General features: G+C 54.9%; 21 protein-coding genes. 15 read left to right on the forward strand and 6 right to left on the reverse strand.

Going from position 1 to position 19,805, the window contains the following annotated elements:
* Positions 1-155 precede the first annotated feature (155 nt).
* The 7 genes from rpsP to trmD all read left to right on the forward strand — a co-directional run bounded on the left by rpsP (position 156) and on the right by trmD (position 3,987).
* Positions 156-404: a 30S ribosomal protein S16 gene (rpsP, locus tag IEY52_RS02480; protein ID WP_188999295.1), complete on the forward strand. Its 249-nt coding sequence runs from the start codon at positions 156-158 to the stop codon at positions 402-404.
* A 95-nt stretch (positions 405-499) separates the two neighbouring features.
* Complete coding sequence (locus IEY52_RS02485) at positions 500-739, forward strand: KH domain-containing protein (RefSeq protein ID WP_146887055.1); 240 nt, start codon at positions 500-502, stop codon at positions 737-739.
* A gap of 70 nt (positions 740-809) precedes the next feature.
* Positions 810-1,400: a DinB family protein gene (locus IEY52_RS02490; RefSeq protein ID WP_188999298.1), complete on the forward strand. Its 591-nt coding sequence runs from the start codon at positions 810-812 to the stop codon at positions 1,398-1,400.
* Between the two features lie 176 nt (positions 1,401-1,576).
* On the forward strand, positions 1,577-2,035 hold the full coding sequence (locus tag IEY52_RS02495) for a VOC family protein (protein WP_188999301.1): 459 nt from the start codon (positions 1,577-1,579) through the stop codon (positions 2,033-2,035).
* Positions 2,036-2,137: 102 nt separating this feature from the next.
* Positions 2,138-2,662 (forward strand): GNAT family N-acetyltransferase, encoded by a 525-nt coding sequence (locus tag IEY52_RS02500; protein ID WP_188999302.1) that lies wholly within the window; start codon positions 2,138-2,140, stop codon positions 2,660-2,662.
* Between the two features lie 46 nt (positions 2,663-2,708).
* Entirely contained in the window at positions 2,709-3,197 is a 489-nt protein-coding gene (gene rimM / locus IEY52_RS02505; protein WP_188999306.1) for a ribosome maturation factor RimM, read from the forward strand.
* Positions 3,169-3,987: a tRNA (guanosine(37)-N1)-methyltransferase TrmD gene (trmD, locus tag IEY52_RS02510; RefSeq protein ID WP_188999309.1), complete on the forward strand. Its 819-nt coding sequence runs from the start codon at positions 3,169-3,171 to the stop codon at positions 3,985-3,987. The genes rimM and trmD overlap by 29 nt, the downstream gene beginning before the upstream one ends.
* Before the next feature lie 39 nt (positions 3,988-4,026).
* Here the strand turns inward: trmD and IEY52_RS02515 are convergent, their stop codons facing one another.
* Positions 4,027-4,545: a DinB family protein gene (locus IEY52_RS02515; RefSeq protein ID WP_188999312.1), complete on the reverse strand. Its 519-nt coding sequence runs from the start codon at positions 4,543-4,545 to the stop codon at positions 4,027-4,029.
* Positions 4,546-4,915: 370 nt separating this feature from the next.
* Between IEY52_RS02515 and gyrA the strand changes: the two genes are divergently transcribed.
* The 5 genes from gyrA to IEY52_RS02540 all read left to right on the forward strand — a co-directional run bounded on the left by gyrA (position 4,916) and on the right by IEY52_RS02540 (position 10,544).
* A complete protein-coding gene (gene gyrA, locus IEY52_RS02520) occupies positions 4,916-7,336 on the forward strand; it encodes a DNA gyrase subunit A (RefSeq protein ID WP_188999315.1) in 2,421 nt (806 codons plus the stop codon).
* A gap of 72 nt (positions 7,337-7,408) precedes the next feature.
* Entirely contained in the window at positions 7,409-7,864 is a 456-nt protein-coding gene (locus tag IEY52_RS02525; RefSeq protein ID WP_188999319.1) for a nuclear transport factor 2 family protein, read from the forward strand.
* 67 nt (positions 7,865-7,931) lie between these two features.
* Complete coding sequence (locus tag IEY52_RS02530; RefSeq protein ID WP_188999321.1) at positions 7,932-8,948, forward strand: ABC transporter ATP-binding protein; 1,017 nt, start codon at positions 7,932-7,934, stop codon at positions 8,946-8,948.
* The gene (locus IEY52_RS02535; protein WP_188999324.1) at positions 8,945-9,754 is read left to right on the forward strand and encodes an ABC transporter permease; all 810 of its coding nucleotides are present in this window, start codon (positions 8,945-8,947) and stop codon (positions 9,752-9,754) included. Before IEY52_RS02530 ends, IEY52_RS02535 begins: the two co-directional genes overlap by 4 nt.
* A 1-nt stretch (position 9,755) precedes the next feature.
* Positions 9,756-10,544 (forward strand): ABC transporter permease, encoded by a 789-nt coding sequence (locus IEY52_RS02540; protein WP_188999327.1) that lies wholly within the window; start codon positions 9,756-9,758, stop codon positions 10,542-10,544.
* Here IEY52_RS02540 and IEY52_RS02545 read toward each other — a convergent pair.
* A complete protein-coding gene (locus IEY52_RS02545) occupies positions 10,541-11,167 on the reverse strand; it encodes an ArsR/SmtB family transcription factor (protein ID WP_188999329.1) in 627 nt (208 codons plus the stop codon). The genes IEY52_RS02540 and IEY52_RS02545 overlap by 4 nt on opposite strands.
* A gap of 44 nt (positions 11,168-11,211) precedes the next feature.
* On the opposite strand from IEY52_RS02545, the gene IEY52_RS02550 reads away from it, so the two are divergent.
* Positions 11,212-12,162: an alpha/beta hydrolase gene (locus IEY52_RS02550; RefSeq protein WP_188999332.1), complete on the forward strand. Its 951-nt coding sequence runs from the start codon at positions 11,212-11,214 to the stop codon at positions 12,160-12,162.
* Here the strand turns inward: IEY52_RS02550 and IEY52_RS02555 are convergent.
* Entirely contained in the window at positions 12,126-13,001 is an 876-nt protein-coding gene (locus IEY52_RS02555) for an SDR family oxidoreductase (RefSeq protein WP_188999334.1), read from the reverse strand. The two genes, IEY52_RS02550 and IEY52_RS02555, sit on opposite strands and share 37 nt — an antisense overlap.
* A gap of 18 nt (positions 13,002-13,019) precedes the next feature.
* Entirely contained in the window at positions 13,020-13,916 is an 897-nt protein-coding gene (locus IEY52_RS02560) for a helix-turn-helix transcriptional regulator (RefSeq protein WP_188999337.1), read from the reverse strand.
* Positions 13,917-14,424: 508 nt separating this feature from the next.
* Between IEY52_RS02560 and IEY52_RS02565 the strand changes: the two genes are divergently transcribed.
* Positions 14,425-15,024: a helix-turn-helix domain-containing protein gene (locus IEY52_RS02565; protein WP_188999340.1), complete on the forward strand. Its 600-nt coding sequence runs from the start codon at positions 14,425-14,427 to the stop codon at positions 15,022-15,024.
* Positions 15,025-15,081: 57 nt separating this feature from the next.
* Here IEY52_RS02565 and IEY52_RS02570 read toward each other — a convergent pair whose 3' ends face one another.
* Both IEY52_RS02570 and IEY52_RS02575 read right to left on the reverse strand, forming a co-directional pair.
* Positions 15,082-16,752, reverse strand: coding sequence for a M3 family metallopeptidase (locus tag IEY52_RS02570; protein ID WP_188999343.1), 1,671 nt, complete (start codon positions 16,750-16,752; stop codon positions 15,082-15,084).
* Positions 16,753-16,864: 112 nt separating this feature from the next.
* Complete coding sequence (locus IEY52_RS02575; RefSeq protein ID WP_229684614.1) at positions 16,865-17,707, reverse strand: AAC(3) family N-acetyltransferase; 843 nt, start codon at positions 17,705-17,707, stop codon at positions 16,865-16,867.
* Positions 17,708-17,954: 247 nt separating this feature from the next.
* Here IEY52_RS02575 and glnA point away from each other — a divergent pair, with 247 nt between their 5' ends.
* Positions 17,955-19,295 (forward strand): type I glutamate--ammonia ligase, encoded by a 1,341-nt coding sequence (glnA, locus tag IEY52_RS02580; protein ID WP_188999346.1) that lies wholly within the window; start codon positions 17,955-17,957, stop codon positions 19,293-19,295.
* Positions 19,296-19,805 lie beyond the last annotated feature (510 nt).

Here is a 19,805-nt window from a genome sequence, read left to right on the forward strand (position 1 = left end):
TCTTCATGTCGCAACCCAGCTTCCCCTGTGGTTTTCCTATTGTCAGGGACAGGGGTCTTTGCTACACTTGTACGTGCTGCGTTCACTAAGGTTGGCTGCTGGAGTGAACGCCACACAAGCCCAACCCTCACACGCTTCCAGAAGAGGAAAAGAACATGGTTAAAATTCGTCTGTCTCGCTATGGTTCCAAACACAACCCCCACTACCGCATTGTCGTTGCCGACGCCCGTCGTCCCCGCGATGGTGGCTACATTGAGAACCTGGGTCACTATGACCCCCGCAAAACCAGCGAGAACTTCCTGGTTGTGAACGTGGAAAGCGCCCGCGAGTGGCTGAAGAAGGGTGCTCAACCCACCCTGACCGCCAAGCGCCTGCTGAAAGTTTCTGGCGTTTACAACCAGTAAGAGAAAACAACACAAAGGGCCCGCAGTTTGCGGGCCCTTTGTGTTGTTTCTTGTTTTTGCGCAGAAGGTCAGGATTTCCTGTAGAATTCAGTATCATGCGAGACCTTGCAGAAGTCGTGAAATACCTCGCGCAGAGCGTGGTGGACCACCCCGAGAGTGTGGTCGTCAAAACCAAACGTGGCCCTGAAACCACCTACTACATTCACGTTCATGACGGCGAGGAAGGCCGCATCATTGGCAAGAACGGACGGGTCATTCAGGCCATCCGCACCATTGCCCGTGGACTCAACACCAACCGCAACCGGGTTCAGGTGGACCTGAGCAGCAAGAAGTAACCCATTTCCCTTACCCCATCCAGGCCAGAATGTGGATGGGGTTTTGTCGTGTTGTTTTTAAACTGTCCAGATGGACTCTTTACCGTTGGACATTGCACCATTGTTGCAGCACGTCAGGACAACCCTTCACACCACCTTTGATCAGGTAGATGGGTGGTTTGATGAAGCTGAAGGGGTTTTGCACTTTCAGCCTGCGCAGGGCTGGAGCATTGCGCAGGTGCTGGAGCACATTGGTCTCACCAACCATTTTCTTTTGATTCTGATTGACAAGGCAGCAGAAAAAGCCCGAAAAAATGTGAACCAATTGAACTTGCAGGTGGAGTTGCAGAACATCAAATTTGATCTGGCTGGTCTGGAACAGGTGGGCACCCATGGGGCATTTGCCTGGATCCGTCCAGAGCACATGGAGCCTTCTGGTCAGGCCGATCTTGCAACAGTGAGACGAACCCTGCACAGTCAGTTGCAGCGCTGCCTGACCCATCTAGATCAACTCCCTGGTGGAGAGGGACTGCTTTACACCACCACCATGACCGTCAATGGTCTGGGACGGTTGAACGTGTATGAGTACCTGTACTTTCTGGCCATGCACGCCAGACGCCACCTTTTCCAGCTGGAAACCATCCTCAAACCACACCAGAGCAACACCACCTCCTTGCCCTGAGCCTGGTGTCTGTTCCTCTGCTTTTTGTGGCTTGCAGGTCAACAGAAAACGCCGGATGGTGTTTCCGTGAAAATGTGTGTCAGAAAGGATCTATTCAATCTCACAATTTGAAAGGGGCTGTCAAATAGACTTGGGGCAGCACCTCAATCCAACCTTCTGTCTTCAAGGAGCACATCATGGACCGCAACCTGCTCGGCAACAACGTGATCACCCAGATTGGCATTCTTGTGCATGACATCGACACCGTTTCCCAGACCTACGCTGACTTTTTTGGTCTGGAGAAACCTGCCTGGTTCTGGACCGATTCCATCGAGAAAGCCCAGACCGAGCACCGGGGAAATCCTTCTGAGGCCCGTGCAAAGCTGGCTTTTTTTGACATGGGTTCCCTGCAACTCGAGCTGATTGAACCAGACCACAACCCCAGCACCTGGAGGGAATCCCTGGACCAGAATGGTGAAGGGGTGCATCACATTGCTTTTGTGATTGAGGGCATGAAAGAGAAAATTGCACTGCTGGAGCAAAACGGCATGCCCCTCTTGCAGAAAGGGGAATACATCGGGGGCCGTTATGCCTACATGGACACCCTGAAACCCCTGAAGGTCATTCTGGAACTGCTGGAAAACAACAAAAAATAACACCAAACAACACCCTGGCCTGCACAGCAGGCCCTTTTGGTTCATGCAGCTTTCGTTTATGCAACCTGAGGGCATGGCATGGCCTGCTGTCTACAATCAGACATGTCTTTGATCATCCGTGCCATCGAACCCCATGAACTTCCCCTGTATTCCGGCTTGCTGCTGGATGTGGTGTTGTGGCTGCAAAACCAGGGCACGCCTTTGTGGTCTCCCGAGCAGATCACCCCAGAAGCTTTGCTCAAATTGTACCGTCTGGACGAATTTTATCTGGCCTTCCTGAAAAACCAGCCTGTGGCTGGAATGGTGCTGCAAGAAAAAGATTTTTTGTGGGATGGTGTGGCAGATGGAGAGGCCCTGTACCTGCACAAACTGGCGGTGAGCCGCACCCGTGCAGGGCAGCGTCTGGGCCGGGACATGATTGATTTTGCCCGTCAGGAAGCAGCCCGCAGAAAAAAACCCCTTTTGCGGCTGGACACCTCTGCAAAACACCCAAAACTCTGCAAGTACTACGAGGATTACGGCTTTGAGTTTGTGGGTTACCGCCATCTGGAAGATTATGGTTTTCACGTCAATTTCTACCAGATGCCCATTGATGAAGCCCCCGAATCTGTTGCAGAATCCCGTTGAACACCAGACCTGCCCTCCCCTGTTCCCTGGCGTATAATCTATTCGCATGGAATTGACCCGCATTGCTACTGTTCAGGACGCTTTCGGCATCCAGGGGGCCATCAAGCTTTACACCCTGGGGGACACCGAGCGTTACCTGGACCTGACCCGTCTGCAGATTGAGGGTGTTGGCACCCTGAAAATCAAAAAACTGGAGGTGTACGAGGTGGGGATGGTGGTCGAATTGATCGGCATTTCCAGCCGTGCCCTGGCCGAGCGCCTGAAAGGCAAGCAGGTGTATGCCTTCGATGAGGATTTGCCCCCTCTGGAAGAAGGTGTGTACTACTACCATGACCTGATCGGTCTGCCTGTGCGCTCTCTTGAGGGACAGGACCTGGGGAAAGTGATTGCCGTGCATGATCACGGTCATCAGGACACCTTAGAGGTGCGCAAGGGCCTGAAAAAATACCTGGTTCCCCTGCAGGCCCCCTATGTGGAGGTCAAGCTCGGGGAGTGCATCATTCTGGATGCACCGGAGGGGCTCTTTGAAGTTTAGTGTGGTGACCCTCTTTCCAGAACTGGTGATTCCGTTCACCAGAGAGGCCATTTTAGGGAAAGCCCAGGAAAAGGGCCTCTTGCAGTTTGATGTGGTGAACCTGCGGGACCACGCCCAGAACAAGCACAACAAGGTGGACGACACCCCATACGGGGGCGGTGCCGGGATGGTGATCCGGGTGGATGTGGTGGAACGCTGCCTGCAAACCCTGGACCCTGCCAGCGAGGTGATCATGCTGACCCCTGCCGGTGAAACCTTCAACCAGAAAATGGCGGAGGAGCTTTCCCAGAGGGAGCATCTGGTGGTGCTGTGTGGCCGCTATGAGGGTTTTGATGCCCGCACAGAAACCCTGGTCACCCGTGAAATTTCGCTGGGTGATTTTGTGATGATGGGTGGGGAGGCGGCTGCGGCCTGTCTGATGGAAGCCATTGGCCGATTGGTCCCCGGGGTGATTGGAGATCAGGAATCCCACGAGCAGGATTCTTTTTCCAGCGGCCTGCTGGACTATCCAGAGTACACCCGCCCGGAAGTGTGGCAGGACCAGCCTGTTCCAGAAGTGCTGAGGTCTGGCAACCATGCAAAACTGGCCCGCTGGAGACGGGATCAGGCACTGGCCCGCACATTGAGACGCAGGCCTGATCTGCTGGGTCAGCAAACCCTGGATGTGGAGGACACCATCACCCTCTGGCAACTGGGGGTACCTCTGGAGCAACTGCAGGCATGGGGAGCACCTGCAGCGCAGGCCCAGAAGAAAATCAAACGCAAAGGGTTGCAGCAGAATCAGTCCTAGAATCAGCCCAGAACTTCTCCCTTGCCTTGCTCTCCAACATCAATGCGCCATCAGGAACACGTAATCCAGAGAAGGGGGTTTGTGTCCCAGCAGGCGCATCATCTGCACAATGTGGGCGGTGTGTCGCACCTCGTGTTGCATGACGTGCCATAGGACTTCGTCTGCACTGAGGGTTTCTGTTCTGTCATCAAAAGCTTTGATCTTCTGGTCTGACCCTGCCACCGCCATCAACTCTGGCCAGAGTTGCAGGGTGTCTGCTTCCACGGCTTCCCAGTAGGCCAGCAGCTTTTCCAGGGGTTCGGTTTCATGGTGCCAGTAGGTGTCTTCAGAGGTGGGCTCCAGACCGAAAGCAACTTGCACCATGGGCTTTCCAAGCAAATCCAGATGAAACCAGCCATCTTCTACGGCAGCAATGTGAAACACCAGATCCTTGATGCAGCGTGCTCCTTCGGTGGGGAGGACCGCTCTGGAGAGGTCTTCATCTGAGAGGGTGCGAAGTGAAGTCCAGAGCTCACGGCGGGCTTTTCTCAAGTAGCTGTAAAAGCGTTCAGCATGCATGGTTTATTGTACGAAAAACCAGAACAAACTCTTCAGGGCTTATTCTGTTTTAGACGTAACAATCCAGACCGGGAGGCTGTTACAGGGCGGCAGACATTTCAGGGGTCAACAGAGGGGGAATTCTGTCTGATATGGTTCATTAGAGGTCACTGGAGCAGAGACAGCAGGGCGCAGAGCGTTCTGCCTACGTTTATGTTTTTTGCGTAAATCCCCGGAAGTTGTGGTATAATTTAAGGACATTTGGAGTGGCCACGGACACCGTGAAGCCTTTGCGAGGTCCGTGGTTTTGCTGACTCCTGTTTGTATTGTGGAAAATACGCTGAGGTGATGCTCGCATCCCTTCCGTTCATTTCCCAGAAAGGGTCCCAGGGTGTCTCAAGTCCAACCCATTGATATCACCAAAGAAGTCAAGAGCAACTTCATCAACTACGCCATGTCCGTGATTGTGGACCGTGCGCTTCCCGACGTGCGCGACGGTCTGAAACCCGTACAGCGCCGCATCCTGTATGCCATGATCCAGATGGGCCTCACCAGCAGCCACAAACCCTCCAAGAGTGCAGGGGTGGTCGGCGAAGTGATGGGAAAATACCACCCCCACGGCGACAGTGCCATTTACGATGCCATGGTGCGACAGGCCCAGAACTGGAACCTGCGCTATCCCCTGATCCAGGGACAGGGCAACTTTGGTTCTCTGGACGGCGATCCTCCAGCGGCCATGCGTTACACCGAGGCAAGGCTGACCAAGATTGCCGAGGAAGTGCTGCAGGACCTGGAAAAGAACACCATTGATTACCGTCCCAATTACGACGAAACCACCGAAGAACCCACCGTGCTGCCTTCTGCAGTGCCCAACCTGCTGATCAACGGGGCCACCGGGATTGCAGTGGGCATGGCCACCAACATTCCTCCCCACAACCTCACTGAGATCTCCAACGGCCTACTGGAACTGATCGACAATCCAGACATGACCCTGGATGATTTGATGAAAATCATCCCCGGGCCAGATTTTCCCACCGGAGGCCGGATTGGCAAGAGTGGCATCCGTGAAGCCTACGCTTCAGGCCATGCTTCCCTGCGGGTGCGGGGCAAAGTGCGCTTTGAAGAGAAAAATGGGCGCAACACCATCATCATCACCGAAATTCCCTATCAGGTGAACAAATCCAACCTGGTGTCCACCATCTCTGCCATGTACCGCCAGGGCAAGATTCCAGACATCTCTGCCCTGCGCGACGAATCTGACCGCCGTGAACCCGTGCGCATCGTGATCGATCTGAAACGCGGAACCATTCCCGAACTGGTCCTCAACCAGCTTTACAAGTACACCCAGCTTCAGACCACCTTCACGGTGATCAACCTGGCAATTGTGAACAAGGAACCCAAGGTGCTTCCCCTCAAAGACACCATGCAACTGTTCCTGAACCACCGCCGGGAAGTGGTGACCCGCCGCACCCAGTACGAACTGGAAAAAGCCCAGGCCCGTGCCCACATCCTGGAAGGCCTGCTGATTGCCCTTGATCACCTCGATGAAGTGATCAAACTGATCCGTGCCAGCCAGACGGGTGCAGAGGCCAAAGACGGCCTGATGACCCGTTTCGGGCTGTCTGAGCCCCAGGCCCAGGCCATTCTGGACATGCGACTGCAGCGTCTGGTGGGACTGGAACGTGCCCGACTGCAAGCCGAATACGACGAACTGATGCAGGAAATTGCCCGTCTGCAGGCCATTCTGGGCAACGAAACCCTGCTCTGGAAGGTCATCAAGCAGGAAATCAAGGACATCCGGGACCGTTACGGTGATGAGCGTCGCAGCCAGATCACTGTGCTGGACGATGACATCTCCAAGGAAGATTTGATTGCCGTTGAGGACATGGTCATCACCATGACCAAAGCCGGATACATCAAACGCACCACCCTGGAAGCCTACCGCGCCCAGGCCCGTGGCGGGCGTGGCCTCAGTGGAGGAAAACTCCGCGAAGAAGACGTCAACACCCAGATTTTTGTGGGCTCCACCCACGATTACCTGCTGTTCTTCACCGACCAGGGTCGGGTGTTCAGAGAGAAAATTTATGACCTCCCTGAAACCGGACGGGATGCCAAGGGTGCCCACACCCGCAACATCATGCCCCTCAAAGATGGGGAAAATGTCCAGAGCGTGCTGTCCATCAAGGATTTCGAGCAGGACGGTTACTTTGTCTTCGCCACCTCCAAGGGCATGATCAAGAAAACCACCATCCGTGAGTACGGCAACATCAATGCGGCAGGTCTCATCGCCATCAACCTGATGGACGGAGACAACCTCGTTGAAGTGGGCGTGATGAACGAGGGCGGACAGATTGTGCTGGCCACCAAAGAAGGCCAGAGCATCCGCTTCACCGAAGGGGATGTGCGTGACACCGGACGGGCCACCCAGGGCGTGATTGGCATTCGGTTGCGTGAAGACGACCAGGTGGTCAGCATGGCCCTGATTTCCAGCGAAGAGCAGGAGCTGCTGGCCGTCAGTGAACTGGGCCTTGCCAAACGCACCCCGGTCAGCGATTACCCCATCCAGAACCGTGGTGGTCAGGGCGTGATCACCCTGAAAGTCACCGACAAGACCGGAGCCCTGGTGACCCTTACCTGCGTTTCTGGCGATGAGGAACTGATGGTGCTGAGTGAAAACGGCATCGTGATTCGCACCCGCGTGGAAGAAATCAGCGTGTTCGGGCGCAACTCCCAGGGCGTGAAGGTCATGCGCATTGGGGACGGCGACAAGGTGATCAGTGCCCATCCCATCCGCAACGAGGAAACGGTTTAAGCTCGACCCTCACCGCAGCCTGACGGCTGGTCCTCTCCCTACCAGGGAGAGGATTTTTATATATGATAAATCATGTATCATTCCATTGTCCGTTCCATTGTTCGCACTGCATTTCAGACCCTCAGCGAAGGGGACAAAGCAGACCTGAACAGCATCCTGAAGCTGTTTGCCCCCGATGCCCGATTTTCTTTCTCAGGGGAGCATGCTCTGGGAGGGGCCAGACAGGGACATCTCTCAATTCGAGCATGGTTTGAACGTTTCCAGCGCATTTTTCCAGAGATTCATTTTACAGTTCAGCGCATTTTGGTCAGTGGCTGGCTCTGGAACACACTGGTCAACACCTTTTTTACAGTGCAGGCCCAGCTTCCTGATGGAACCCTTTACCAGAATGAAGGGCTGCAGGTGCTCAGGATCTGCTGGGGGAAAATCAAAGAAGACCACCTTTTTGAGGACATCAGCAAATTGCAAAATGCCCTGAGGTGTCTTGAAACCCACGGCGTGCAGGAGGCTGGAGCAGATCCGCTTTAAGCAAATCGGCGCTTTACACCTATGTTCTATGGCCTAGCACTTGGTCACTTCCCTTACAATTGACCCCATGGAACCCCTTCCGATTGATGTGAGAAATCTGCAGAAAACCTTTGCCATTCCCAGAAAAGAGCCTGGACTTCTGGGAGCGGTCAAAGGCTTATTCAAACCTGAATACCAATACAAAACCGCAGTAAATGGCCTGAGTTTTCAGGTGGGCAAGGGAGAAGTGGTGGGCTACATCGGGGTGAACGGTGCCGGGAAAAGCACCACCATCAAGATCCTCACGGGCATTCTGGCCCCCACCGGTGGGCAGGTGCGCATCCTGGGCCGAGACCCTTTCAAGAATCGGGTGGCCAATGCAAAAGACATCGGGGTGGTGTTCGGGCAGCGCACCCAGCTGTGGTGGGATCTGGCCCTCATTGAATCCCTGCGCCTGATTGCCCGCATGTATGACGTTCCAGAAAGCCGCTACAAAACCCTGCTGGAAGAATTTTCCCATTTGCTGGACCTGGATGAACTGCTCTCCAAACCCATCCGCACCATGTCTCTGGGTCAGAAAATGCGTGCAGAGCTGGCCGCCACCCTGATTCACGAGCCCAAAATTGTGTATCTGGATGAACCCACCATTGGACTGGACATCATGGCCAAGCAAAGAATTCGGGATTTCATCAAAAAGCAAAGCCAGGAAAGGGATGTGACTGTGCTGCTGACCACCCACGACCTGGGGGACATCGAAGAACTGTGCCAGCGCATCATCATCATCGACAACGGGCATATCATTTACGACGGTCAGCTTTCCACCATCAAGAACCACTTCGGGACGCACCGCACCATCACTTTTGAAACAGCAGAAACCCTGAACACCTCCCGTTTGCTGCTTCCGAAAGGGTCCGAACTGCTCTCTGCAGAAGGCAACAAACTGGTCCTGAAATTCAACCGCAGTGAAGCCAGTGCCAGTCTGGTGGCCGCACAGGTGATGCAGCAACTGGAAGTGCAGGATTTTCAGCTGCAGGAGCCTGACCTCACCTCGATCATCTCTCAGATTTACCAGGGGGCCTTGCACCGCGAGAAGGTCATGGGATGACTGCCGTTTTGAACAAACTTGGCGTGTACTGGGAGGTGGGCATGACCCAGGCCAAAGCCAGAATGGCGTACAGTGCGTGGTTCTGGGCCAGTCTCTTTGTGCAGACGGTGGGACTGCTGGTGATGGTGTACTTCTGGAGTGCCGTCTATGAAAACCAGGACAGCATCAAAGGCCAGTCTGTCCAGCAAACCCTCAATTACATCATGCTGGCCCGCATGCTCTCTGGCCTGACGGGTTCAGGCATCATCCAGCGTTTTGGTCAACTCTTGAACCGGGGAGAACTGGCCATTGAGCTGCTCAGGCCTGTGGATTTCCAGTTTCAGAATCTGGCCCAGGCTTTAAACCGCTGGTTCACGGACCTGCTGATGAGGTGGCAACTGTGGGTGATGGCCCTTGTGTTCTTTCATTTGCAGCTTCCCTCTGACCCGCTGGCCTACCTGTATTTCCTGATTTCTCTGGTGCTGGGCTGCATCATCGTGTTTTTCTTTGAGTGGATGATTGCCTGCATCGTGTTTGTGACCACCGAATCCTGGGGGCTGAACGTCCTGAAAGAAGGGGTGGCCTCTTTCCTGAGCGGTGCCCTGATTCCCCTCACCCTGATGCCCGACTGGCTCAGGACCGTGGCAAATTTCACCCCTTTCAGCAAAGCAGTGTATGTGCCTGCTTCGTTCCTGAGTGGGCTCACTCCGGTTTCGGATGGCCCCAGAATGCTGCTGGAACTCGTGCTCTGGGCTGTGGGTCTGTGCCTGCTGTCCCGCTTCATTTTTGCAAAGATGGTCAAACATGCGACCATCCAGGGAGGCTGACATGACCAGTTACACCCGCATGTACTTCGATTTGCTTGCGCAGAACATCAAAACCAAGCTGGAATACCGGGTCAATTTCTTCATCGGGGGCATCAGCACGCTGGCTGGACAGGTGGCTGGACTGCTGACCCTCTGGGTGGTGATGGAAACCATCCCGACCTTGAAAGGCTGGACCCTCAATCAACTCTTGCTGATTTATGGCCTTCTGGTGCTGTCCAAATCCCTGAACCACATGTTTGCAGACAATTTGTGGCGGCTGGGCTGGGCTTACATCCGCACCGGAGATTTCGACCGCTATCTGGTGCGGCCCGTCAATCCCCTCTTTCACCTGATTGCAGACCGCTTCTGTGAAGACGGCATCGGGAATTTTGTGGTGGGTCTGGGCCTCTTGATCTACAGCAGCGCTGCACTGGACATCCCCTGGAATCTGGTCAATGTGCTTTACACCTTGCTGATGGTCCTGAGTGGAAGTCTGGTGTTTTTTGGCATCAACCTGATCACTTCCAGCCTGTCTTTCTGGATGACCGACTCGCTGCCCGTGATGTGGGGCGTGTTTGAGACGCACGAATTCGCCAAATACCCTTTAAAGATCTACCACAACAGCGTCAATGTGATTTTCACCTGGATTCTGCCCTTTGGGATTGCCTCTTACTACCCGGCCAGTCACCTGCTGGGACACCCGGTGGGCTGGCTGGCCTGGATGGCTCCTCTGATGGCCCTTTTGCTGGTGCTGGTGGGATATGGGGTCTGGAAGGCTGGATTGAGCAGGTATACGGGGGCGGGGAGTTAATCCACAACCTTCGCCAGTCCCAGCCTCAGCAAATACCGCTGTCCATTCTGTTTTCCCCTGTACCGCAGCCACACCTGTTGCAGTTCTTCCCGAAAGGCAAGGGCTTCTTCCGGGGTCAGGTGAATTTCGGTCCAGCTGGACCACTGGGCACCCGGCAAATTTGTGGCTTCCTGGTCCGGTCCCAGGCTGGTGGTCACATCAAAATCACCATGCTGGTCCCTGCGGATCAGCACCCCCCAGGCCTTTCCGGGTTCTTCGAGGTGCAGGGCATCTTTCAGCAGGCCCCGGATCAGACGCTCCTGCCAGGGGGCTTCTGATTTCAGAAAAGCAGCCTGCAGGGTTTCAAATGGGGTCAAAGAGAAGGGCACGTAGAAAGCATCTGCCACCGAGCGGTACCAGAAAATGGCTTTGCCTTTTCTGGGCACCTCGCTCACCACCTGAATCAGACCCAGATCCAGCATTTTCTGGGCATGGTGGTGCATCAGGCTGATGGAAATGCCCAGTTCACTGGCGGCCTGCTTGATGGTGTTCTCCTTGCCCAGAAAAGGCACCAGCCGCACCCGTTTGATGGGATCCATCAGAAAGGCGGCCAGTTCTGGAGTGTTGACCTGCAAGCTGCTCAAATTTCGCGGCTCCTTTTTGAACAGTATAGGTCCAGACTGAACCCATGAACATCAGACAGCAAAACCTGCACTTTTCTGGCGATCAAGTTCAACTTTCAGGCACCCTGTTCCTGCCTGAACTTCCAGGAAAACATCCAGCAGTCATTTGTGTGCACGGCTCAGGACCGGAAACCAGAGAAGGCTCTCTGGAAGTGGCCAGACAGTTCGCAGAGCAAGGCATTGTTGCCCTGGCCTATGACAAACGGGGGACAGGCGAATCTTCAGGCGACTGGATTTCTGCCTCTTACCACACCCTGGCAAAAGATGCTCTGGGGGCCGTTGCGGCCCTGAAAACCCACCCGGAAATTTCCAGCGTCGGCCTCAGGGGGGTCAGTCAGGGAGGGTGGGTGGCTCCTCTGGCCGCTTCCATGTCAGGGGCGGGGTCTGACACTGTGGATTTTCTGGTGCTGATCTCCCCTGCCCTCATGACCCCGACAGAACAGGAGCTGTACCGGGTGGAATCCCAGATGCGCAGGGCAGAAGAAACCGAAGAAGACATTCAGGAAGCCTTGGCGGTGTACCGCATTTTCAACAAAGCTGCACGGCAAAACCGGGAGGTGGCCCCCCTGCTGGAACTGTATGACCTGCTGGCTGTGAAAAGCTACATGTCTTTCGGTGGTGAACTTCCGCCTTTGCCGGTCATGCAGAACATCTTCAGGCAATGGCAGGAGGTGCTGGACCTGGACATCTTTCCGGTCCTGCAAGGTCTGTCCCTTCCTGTGCTGGCCCTTTTTGGAGACAGAGACACTTTTGTGCCTGCCCTGAAAAGCAGCCAGAACCTGCAACAACACCTCAGTCCTCAGGCAGACCTGACCGTGGTGCATTTTGAAAACGGGACACATTTCATGACAGATGACACCACTGAAGCGCCCATTCCGCAGGCCTTTGACAAAACCGTGCAGTGGATTCTGCAGCACACTCAACCTGCATCGATGCCCAGGTTGTCGCGGGCATAACGGCCCCAGTCGGGTTGTGTCCCATCCAGATCCTGAAAACCATATTCCTGATACAGATTCCAGGTGGCGTAACAGCCACCGTTTTTCTGCTGGATGTGCGGGTCTGCTGCCAGGGCCACCACCGCACGGGCCAGATAATAAGGGGTCTCCGAGGCAATGAAGTGCGGTTCTGTCTTTGCACCATCTCGCCAGTTTTCCTCCGTCACCCCGAAATGGTCCAGCATGGCTTCTGAGCGCAGAAATCCAGGGCTGAGGGCCAGTGCAGTGATGCCATGTTTTGCAAGTTCCTGCGACTGGGCAAAGGCCAGACGGTTCACAGACACTTTGGCCAGATCGTAAAAGAGGCTGCCCCGGTACATTTCGGTGATGCCATCGGTGATTTCAATGATCAGGCCAGATTGCTGCTGGATCATCAGGGGAACAGCGTGATGGCTGGTGATGATGTGGCTTTTGATGGTGTTGTCCAGCAATTTCAGGCCATTTTGCAGATCGTGCTCCCAGAAAGGCACCCACTGGGCGAGGTGGTCTCCTCCCCACACATCATTGATCAGGATGTCCAGCTTTCCTGATTCCTGCCCAATGCGTTCCAGCAGGGCTTTCACCTGCTCGGGGATGGTGTGGTCCACCTGCACTGCGAAAGCGTTCCCTCCATGCTGCTTGATGATCTCTGCTGTGTCTTCAATGGTCTCTGTGCGGCCCATTTCCGAGGTGTACTGCCTGGTGGTGCGGCCTGTGGCATACACCGTCGCTCCAGCTTTTCCAAGTTCCACAGCAATGGCGCGTCCTGCTCCACGGGTGGCCCCTGCCACCAGTGCGATTTTTCCATTCAGATCTGGCATGGTTTCTCCTTTTTGCTTTTACAACCGCTCAAATTCGATGGGATCGTTGCTGCCCAGATCCACCCCCAGGACCCTGAAGGCGTCCAGCAGGTGCTGCCGTTTGATGGCACTGAAGGTGATCACATGGGCCAGAATCCCTTTAAAAGTGAAGGTTTCAGGTGGGGTGCAAACCGCGTCCACAAATTCGACGTTCCACTCCCCTTTCTCTTTGATGGTGCTGGCAAAATCCAGAAATGCGGTGTAAGTCCTGTGGGTCCGGGATTTCAGGTCTGGCAGGGTGGTGGGCTGGTCTTCGGTCCAGTGCTGACCATGCAGGGCAGACAGCCAGGCTTCCTTGTCCGCAATCAGGCTGTCCAGCATTTCCCGGAGGGTGTGGGCAGGTTTGTAGTAGGGAGCAATGTGCATGTGTCCCACCTGCCGGTCCAGCTGGTCAGGGGGCAGTTTTTCTGCAGCTTCCAGCATCTTGCGGGTCAGCCAGAAGTCATGCTGAAACAGCAGGTCGATGAGGTCCAGGCTGATGGCCTCTTTGCGAAGGGTGCCTGGAGCGAAATGGATGCCATTTTCGGTGGGGAGCCAGAAACTGGGTGTTCTGGTGGCACGAAACGCTGTGGGGGTCACCTGAAACGCCTTCCTGAAGGCCCGTGTGAAAGCCTCCAGCGAGGCATACCCTGCATCCAGCGCAATGCTGGTGATGCTCTGTTCGGTTCTGGAAAGGGTGTACGCCGCACGCTCCAGGGTCAACCTTTTGCGAAATTCCTTTGGGGTTTCCTGGTAGGTCTGCTCGAAGAGGCGGATGCTGTGTTCCTGGCTGCTCTGGATGGCTTTTGCCACCTCGGTGCCTTTTTTCTGCTGTCCCAGATCGCTGGAAAGCAGGTGCAGCAAGACCTCCAGACGGTTCTGGTAACTGGACTGCATTCCTTCATGTTACCTGCAAGTCTGACCTGTGATCTGATCAAAATTGATGTGGTGATTGAAGAACATCTGGATCTTCGGAAGACTGTTTCAAAGCCAGAAGTCCAGAAAACCGCCATCAAAAACATTCAGCAGCACAGGGTTTAGCCTTCTACAATCGGCCTTCAGCCTTCTGCTTGACCCCAAGATGCGCCTCTTTGACCCTGGAGCCTGAACACAAAGTGGCTCTGTATGCTGGGTCGCTCGGACAGGTTGGTCAGCACTGGGACACTGCTTTCTGCTTTTCGCCCTCGGCCCTCGGCCCTCGGCAATCTTCTGCCTTCTGCACACCTTTTGCCCCCCTGCAGAAGATGAACCCTCCATCCCAGTTTCCCGTATCTCCTTCAGGTGGCTCCCTCACCCTGCACTAAGCATTGTGACCTATATTCGGATTAAAGAAACCGATTGGTTTACAAAATCACCAATAGGTACTATACTAAATATAGTAATCGGTGCCACCAAGGAGGGCAACATGATCTCGACCAAAACTTTTGTAGACACTGTGACTTACCGCCCCGGCGCAGTCATTCTCTATCCCGGAAAATCTGACATGCTGTACCGCGTTTCCAGCGGCCTGATCCGTGTTCACACCATGGACGATGAGGGAAACGGCCTGACCCTGCGCTACGTCAAACCCGGCGAGTACTTCGGAGAAGAAGCCCTCTCTGGTGTGGACCGCAAATACTTTGCAGAAGCCGTCACCAATTCCAGCGTGGATGTGATCAACCCTGCCCTGCTCAGCGCAGAAGACACCGTGCAGGTCACCAACCACCTGGTCAACGTGATCAACCGCGCCTATGAGAACATCTACCGTCTGGTGGGCAAGCGCCTGAGAAGCCGCATTGCTGCAGAGCTGCTGGAACTCAAAGACACCGCTCTGGCCACCAAACAGGACAACGGCGAAATCCTGATCTACGCCACCCACGATGAACTGGCCGCCGCAGTGGGCTCAGTCCGTGAAACCGTCACCAAAGTGGTGGGCGAACTGTCCAGAGAAGGCGTGATCCATGCAGGCTATGGCCGTGTGGTCCTCGCTGACCTGAACGCCCTGCGTGACATCGCTGCAGAATAATACACACCAGCAAAGAACCCCCGTCCAGATCTGGACGGGGGTTCTGGTTTTCAGCAATCAGGAAAAGATCTTCTGTCTGACGTTTTCGATGGCTCCAGCCAGTTGTCCTTCATCCACAGGAAAAGACTGCCCAATGGTCTGGATCAATTCTGGCAGGCTGGTGGTGCCTCCAAGCTGCATGGCTCGGGTCAATTGTTGCACGGTTTGCTCAGGGTTTTGCTGGTAGGCGCTCCACACCTGCCAGGCATACACCTGCGCCATTACGTACTCAATCATGTAGAAGGGATACAGGTAGATGTGCACCACCCGCACCCAGCCCTGCGCAGAGAATTCTTCCAGATCCGAATCGTCCACACTGGGAAGGTAGGTGTGCCACAGGGAAAGCCATTTGGCGTCCAGATCCTGGATGGTCAGGTCTTCTGGGGCTTCTGTGTAAAGCCAGTGCTGGAAAGCATCGTAAATCACCAATCTGGGCAGAAGTTGCACCGATTGCTCCAGGGTGGTCTGGATGGCACTGGAAAGCTGGTTTTCGTTGTACACACCAGCTTCCTGCAGGTGCTCCAGGGGAAGCAATTCCATGGTCATGGCGATGGTTTCGTTGAACTCCATGGGAACCTGCTGGTGCCAGTACAGGTCGGTGCTCCGGTCGGTCAGCAGGAAGTGCAAAGCATGCCCGGTTTCATGGAAGAATCCCGTCATGTCGTCGTGCCTGCCCACCAGACTCATGAAGATGTGGGGGAATTTCTGCACGTGCAGGAACTCGCAGAACCCGCCTGTGGCCTTGTCTGCACGGGTTTCGATGTCGATCAGGTCCGGTCTCTGGATTGCAAAATCCCTGAACAGGGCCTGCCAGTCTGCAGAAACACTCCCCAGCACTTTTGACGTCAGGTCCAGCAGTTCAGGTGCCGTCTGGAAAGGTTTGAGGGGTTCACCATGCTCCACCACCACATCCCAGGGTTTCAGGGCATCCAGCCCCAGACGCTCAGCCTGCTTGCGGTGCACTTCTGCCGCCAGAGGGACCAGGTGTTTCAGAATGCCCTGATGCAGCAGCAAAGTGTCCTGTGGTGCATAATCGGTGCGGTTGAGTTCCGTCCAGCAGTAGGCCCGGTAGTCTGCAAAACCCCCCTCTGCTGCAATGTGCCGCCGCTTTTTCACCACTTCGATCAGCAGTTCACCGAGTTCCTGCTTGTGGTTCTTCCACATGGTGTTGTAAGCCCGCCAGCCTTTTTCCCGGGTTGCCCGGTCTGTGTCGAACACCAGGTTCCAGGCATCATCTCCTGGCATCTGCACGCCATCCACCTCGGCCAGCATTTTGCCAGTGATGTCATCATAAGTGACGGCCTGCACCTCAATTTCGGCCTGCAGACCAATGAGTCTGGGGGTTCGGATTTGCCTGTCCTGCAGGAAGACCTTCAGCATCTGCCGGTATTTCAAATCCTGTGGGTTCAGGTCCAGCAGGCGTTCTGCCAGTTGAGCCGCATAAAGTTTTGCTTTCGGAACGGCCTGTTCCTGCAAAAAAGCATAGAACTGTTCGGCGTCCTGTTCCCGCACATTCTGGGCCTTGCGAAAATAGGCGTCGTTGATGGTTTCCCTGAGCTGTTGTTCCAGATTGCTCCAGGACTGAATCCAGGTTTCAAGGGTGTCCAGGCTGGGGGGTGCATCCAGCAGTTGCTGGTAGCGGGCTTCCATCTGCTGTATGTCGAAATGGGGAATTGAAGATGTGGTCATACTGGCTCCTTGGGTCATGCCATGGTGTTTGCACAATGGTGGACAATCTTCTGGAGTCTAAGCAGCAAACTGTTTTCCCACATCCGCCAAGTGGCAGGGGGAGGATGCATTTTCACAGCACTTTTGGCTGATGGTCTCTGGGGCTCAGGGCATGGTATTTCAGCAAACTGCGCACATACTGGCAGCGGCACCCCGAGTAATGGCACAGCAGGGCTTCCGGTTGCTTGCCCAGCAGCGTCACCGTCACATCAATCAGTTCCTGCACATCGTAAACGGCCACGGTTCCCGGACCCACTTTCACGCTCTTTTTGTGGCTGAGGTGCCGTTCGATGCGACCAAACCCGGCAGAGCAGTTGGGGAAATAGGTGGACTGCAGCTTGCCGTCCTGAATCACATACCGGGGCAATTCAATTTGCCCGGCCAGATACTCTCCGTAATGGATGCTGGTGTTGGAGGTATGGTCCACCCCGATCAGCAGAACTTTTCCGGCCAGATCGTAAAGCGCACCTGCAGGAGCATAGGGCTCTTTGAGGGTCTGGGCGTTCAGGATCTCCTCTGCCCGCTCTCCATAACCCACAAAACTCAGGGCCGGATGGTTGCTGCGCATCACCTCGGGGTCATCCACCAGGGCCTGGGGCACCTTGCCTATGTCGCGGGAGACCCTGGAAAAACGCTGAAACGCCCCCACTGGACCCGGCGGATGGGGCGGCCATTCGGGGGTGCGGTAGGCTTCCGGCCAGATCAGGGTGTAATAGGTGAATGCAGGCATCACCACAGAAGCAACGCTGGTTTTGAGGAGTTCGGCCAGGGTGTCTCCCCCACCATGCACATACCCAAAAGCACTCAGGGAAGCGTGGGCCATGATGTGGTCCCTGCTGCTGAGGCCCAGGGCCTGCAAAGCTTGCTGGAAGTCACTGGCGTGTACGGTTCGGTTGCGGCGGTGCAAATGCAGCACCCACTTATGGTAACACGGGGGTGCAAACAGCAACTGTGGGAAGAACGGAAAGGGTTCCTTGGCCCCACACAGGTTCATTGACACCCACAGGGCATGAATTTAGACTTTGAATGTTGGAAACACAGAGCAGACCGGAGTTTTGAAGGCTGCAGCAGAGAAATTCCCTTCTGTGCTGGCCTCCCCGACAGGTTTGCCTTCACACCGGGTCACCGTGGCTCTGCTGTCAATCCAGAAAGGATGGGGCGTGATGGCGCACACCAAAGAAAGCATTCTGCAGGCCCTGAACAGCAACAATGTGCAGTTTCTCAGGCTGCAGTTCACCGACATTCTGGGCATCGTCAAGAACATTGAGGTGCCTTCCAGCCAGTTTGAAAAAGCCCTCAATGGCGAGGTGATGTTCGATGGGTCTTCCATTGAAGGGTTCACCCGCATTGAAGAATCCGACATGCTGCTCAAGCCCGATTACGGCACCTTCCTGATTTTCCCCCGGTTCAGCCATGAAGAGCACGAACTGGGCAAGGTGGCGCGTCTGATCTGTGATGTGGCTTTACCAGACGGCACCCCATTCGAGGGGGACCCCCGGTATGTGCTGCGGCGGCAAATCAACCGGGCCAAGAAGATGGGGTTTGAGCTGTTTGCAGGTCCAGAGCCTGAATTCTTCCTGTTCGAGCACCCTGAGGATGGCAAGGCCAGCACCAAGGTGAACGATCAGGCAGGTTACTTTGATCTGGCCCCCATCGACAAAGGGGAACGCATCCGCCGTGAAATCACCAACAAACTGGTGGAAATGGGCTTTGAAATTGAGGCGGCCCACCACGAAGTGGCCCCCGGTCAGCACGAGATTGATTTCAGGTATGCCCCCGCCATGGAGACTGCAGACAACATCTCCACCTTTAAATTTGTGGTCAAAAGGGTGGCGCTGGAGTATGGACTTTTGGCCAGCTTTTTGCCCAAACCGGTGGCCCGCATCAACGGCAGCGGAATGCACGTGCACCTGAGCCTGTTCAAAGACGGCAAGAATGCCTTCTACGACGAGAAAGCCGAGTACCAGCTCTCCAACACCGCATTGTTTTTCATCGGGGGTCTGCTGGAGCATGCCGATGCCATGTGCGCCATCACCAACCCCCTGGTGAACAGCTTCAAGCGTCTGGTTCCTGGTTACGAGGCTCCTGTGAACATCGCCTGGAGCACCTCAAACCGTTCTGCCATGGTACGCATTCCTGCCCGCAGAGGCGCAGGAACCCGTGCTGAGCTGCGCATGCCCGATCCTTCCTGCAACCCCTATCTGGCCCTGGCCGTGATGCTGGCGGCTGGTCTGGACGGCATCGAGAAGCAAATGGAGCCCGCTCCGGCCATCCAGCGCAACATCTACCACATGACCGTGCGCGAAAAACGCAAACACAAGATCCGCGAGCTGCCCGGAGACCTCAATCAGGCTGTGGACGCTCTGGAACGCAGTGAAGTGCTGACCGAGTGCCTGGGTCAACATGTGCTGGAGCACTTTGTGGAAGCCAAACGCCAGGAATGGCGGGAGTACAGTGCTGTGGTGCACCAGTGGGAACTGGACACCTACCTCAGCAATTACTGATCTGCACTTCAACACAAAACCTTCAACCGTGGATGTGTTCCACGGTTTTTTGTTGTCATCTGGAAAGCCAGCAGGCCAGCTGGCCTTTATGCAGCCCCTCATGCAGGTCTACGCTGGGAGTAACACTTGTCAGTGGGGTTGGCAAGGGTTCCATTTGCAGGATGTCAGGTTTTTTCTGCTCCATTTGCAATTTTGAAGCGGTTTTGTTTCAAATTTGCAAATTTTTTCTGAAGCCCCTGGCAAAAAATTTCGCACACACATCCAGAATGGCGTAGTTTGTACACTAAGCGTTTATGCCTAGTCCAGTGAATAACAATAAAATGCGCCACAAACGAATTTTTCCCGGTACAAATGTATACAGTTTGCCTTTTTTATGCACCCAGAGCCACATTTTCACCGATTTTTCATTGACAAGGTTTTGACCCATCGTTATTATGACCAAGTGTTCAGGTTCTGCTCAGTCTGGTTGTCAAGAAGGGCTGTCCAGAACCGGTGAAGACAAGGTTGGTG

The sequence above is a fragment of the Deinococcus roseus genome, assembly GCF_014646895.1.
In the GTDB taxonomy this organism is placed as follows: Bacteria; Deinococcota; Deinococci; order Deinococcales; family Deinococcaceae; genus Deinococcus_C; species Deinococcus_C roseus.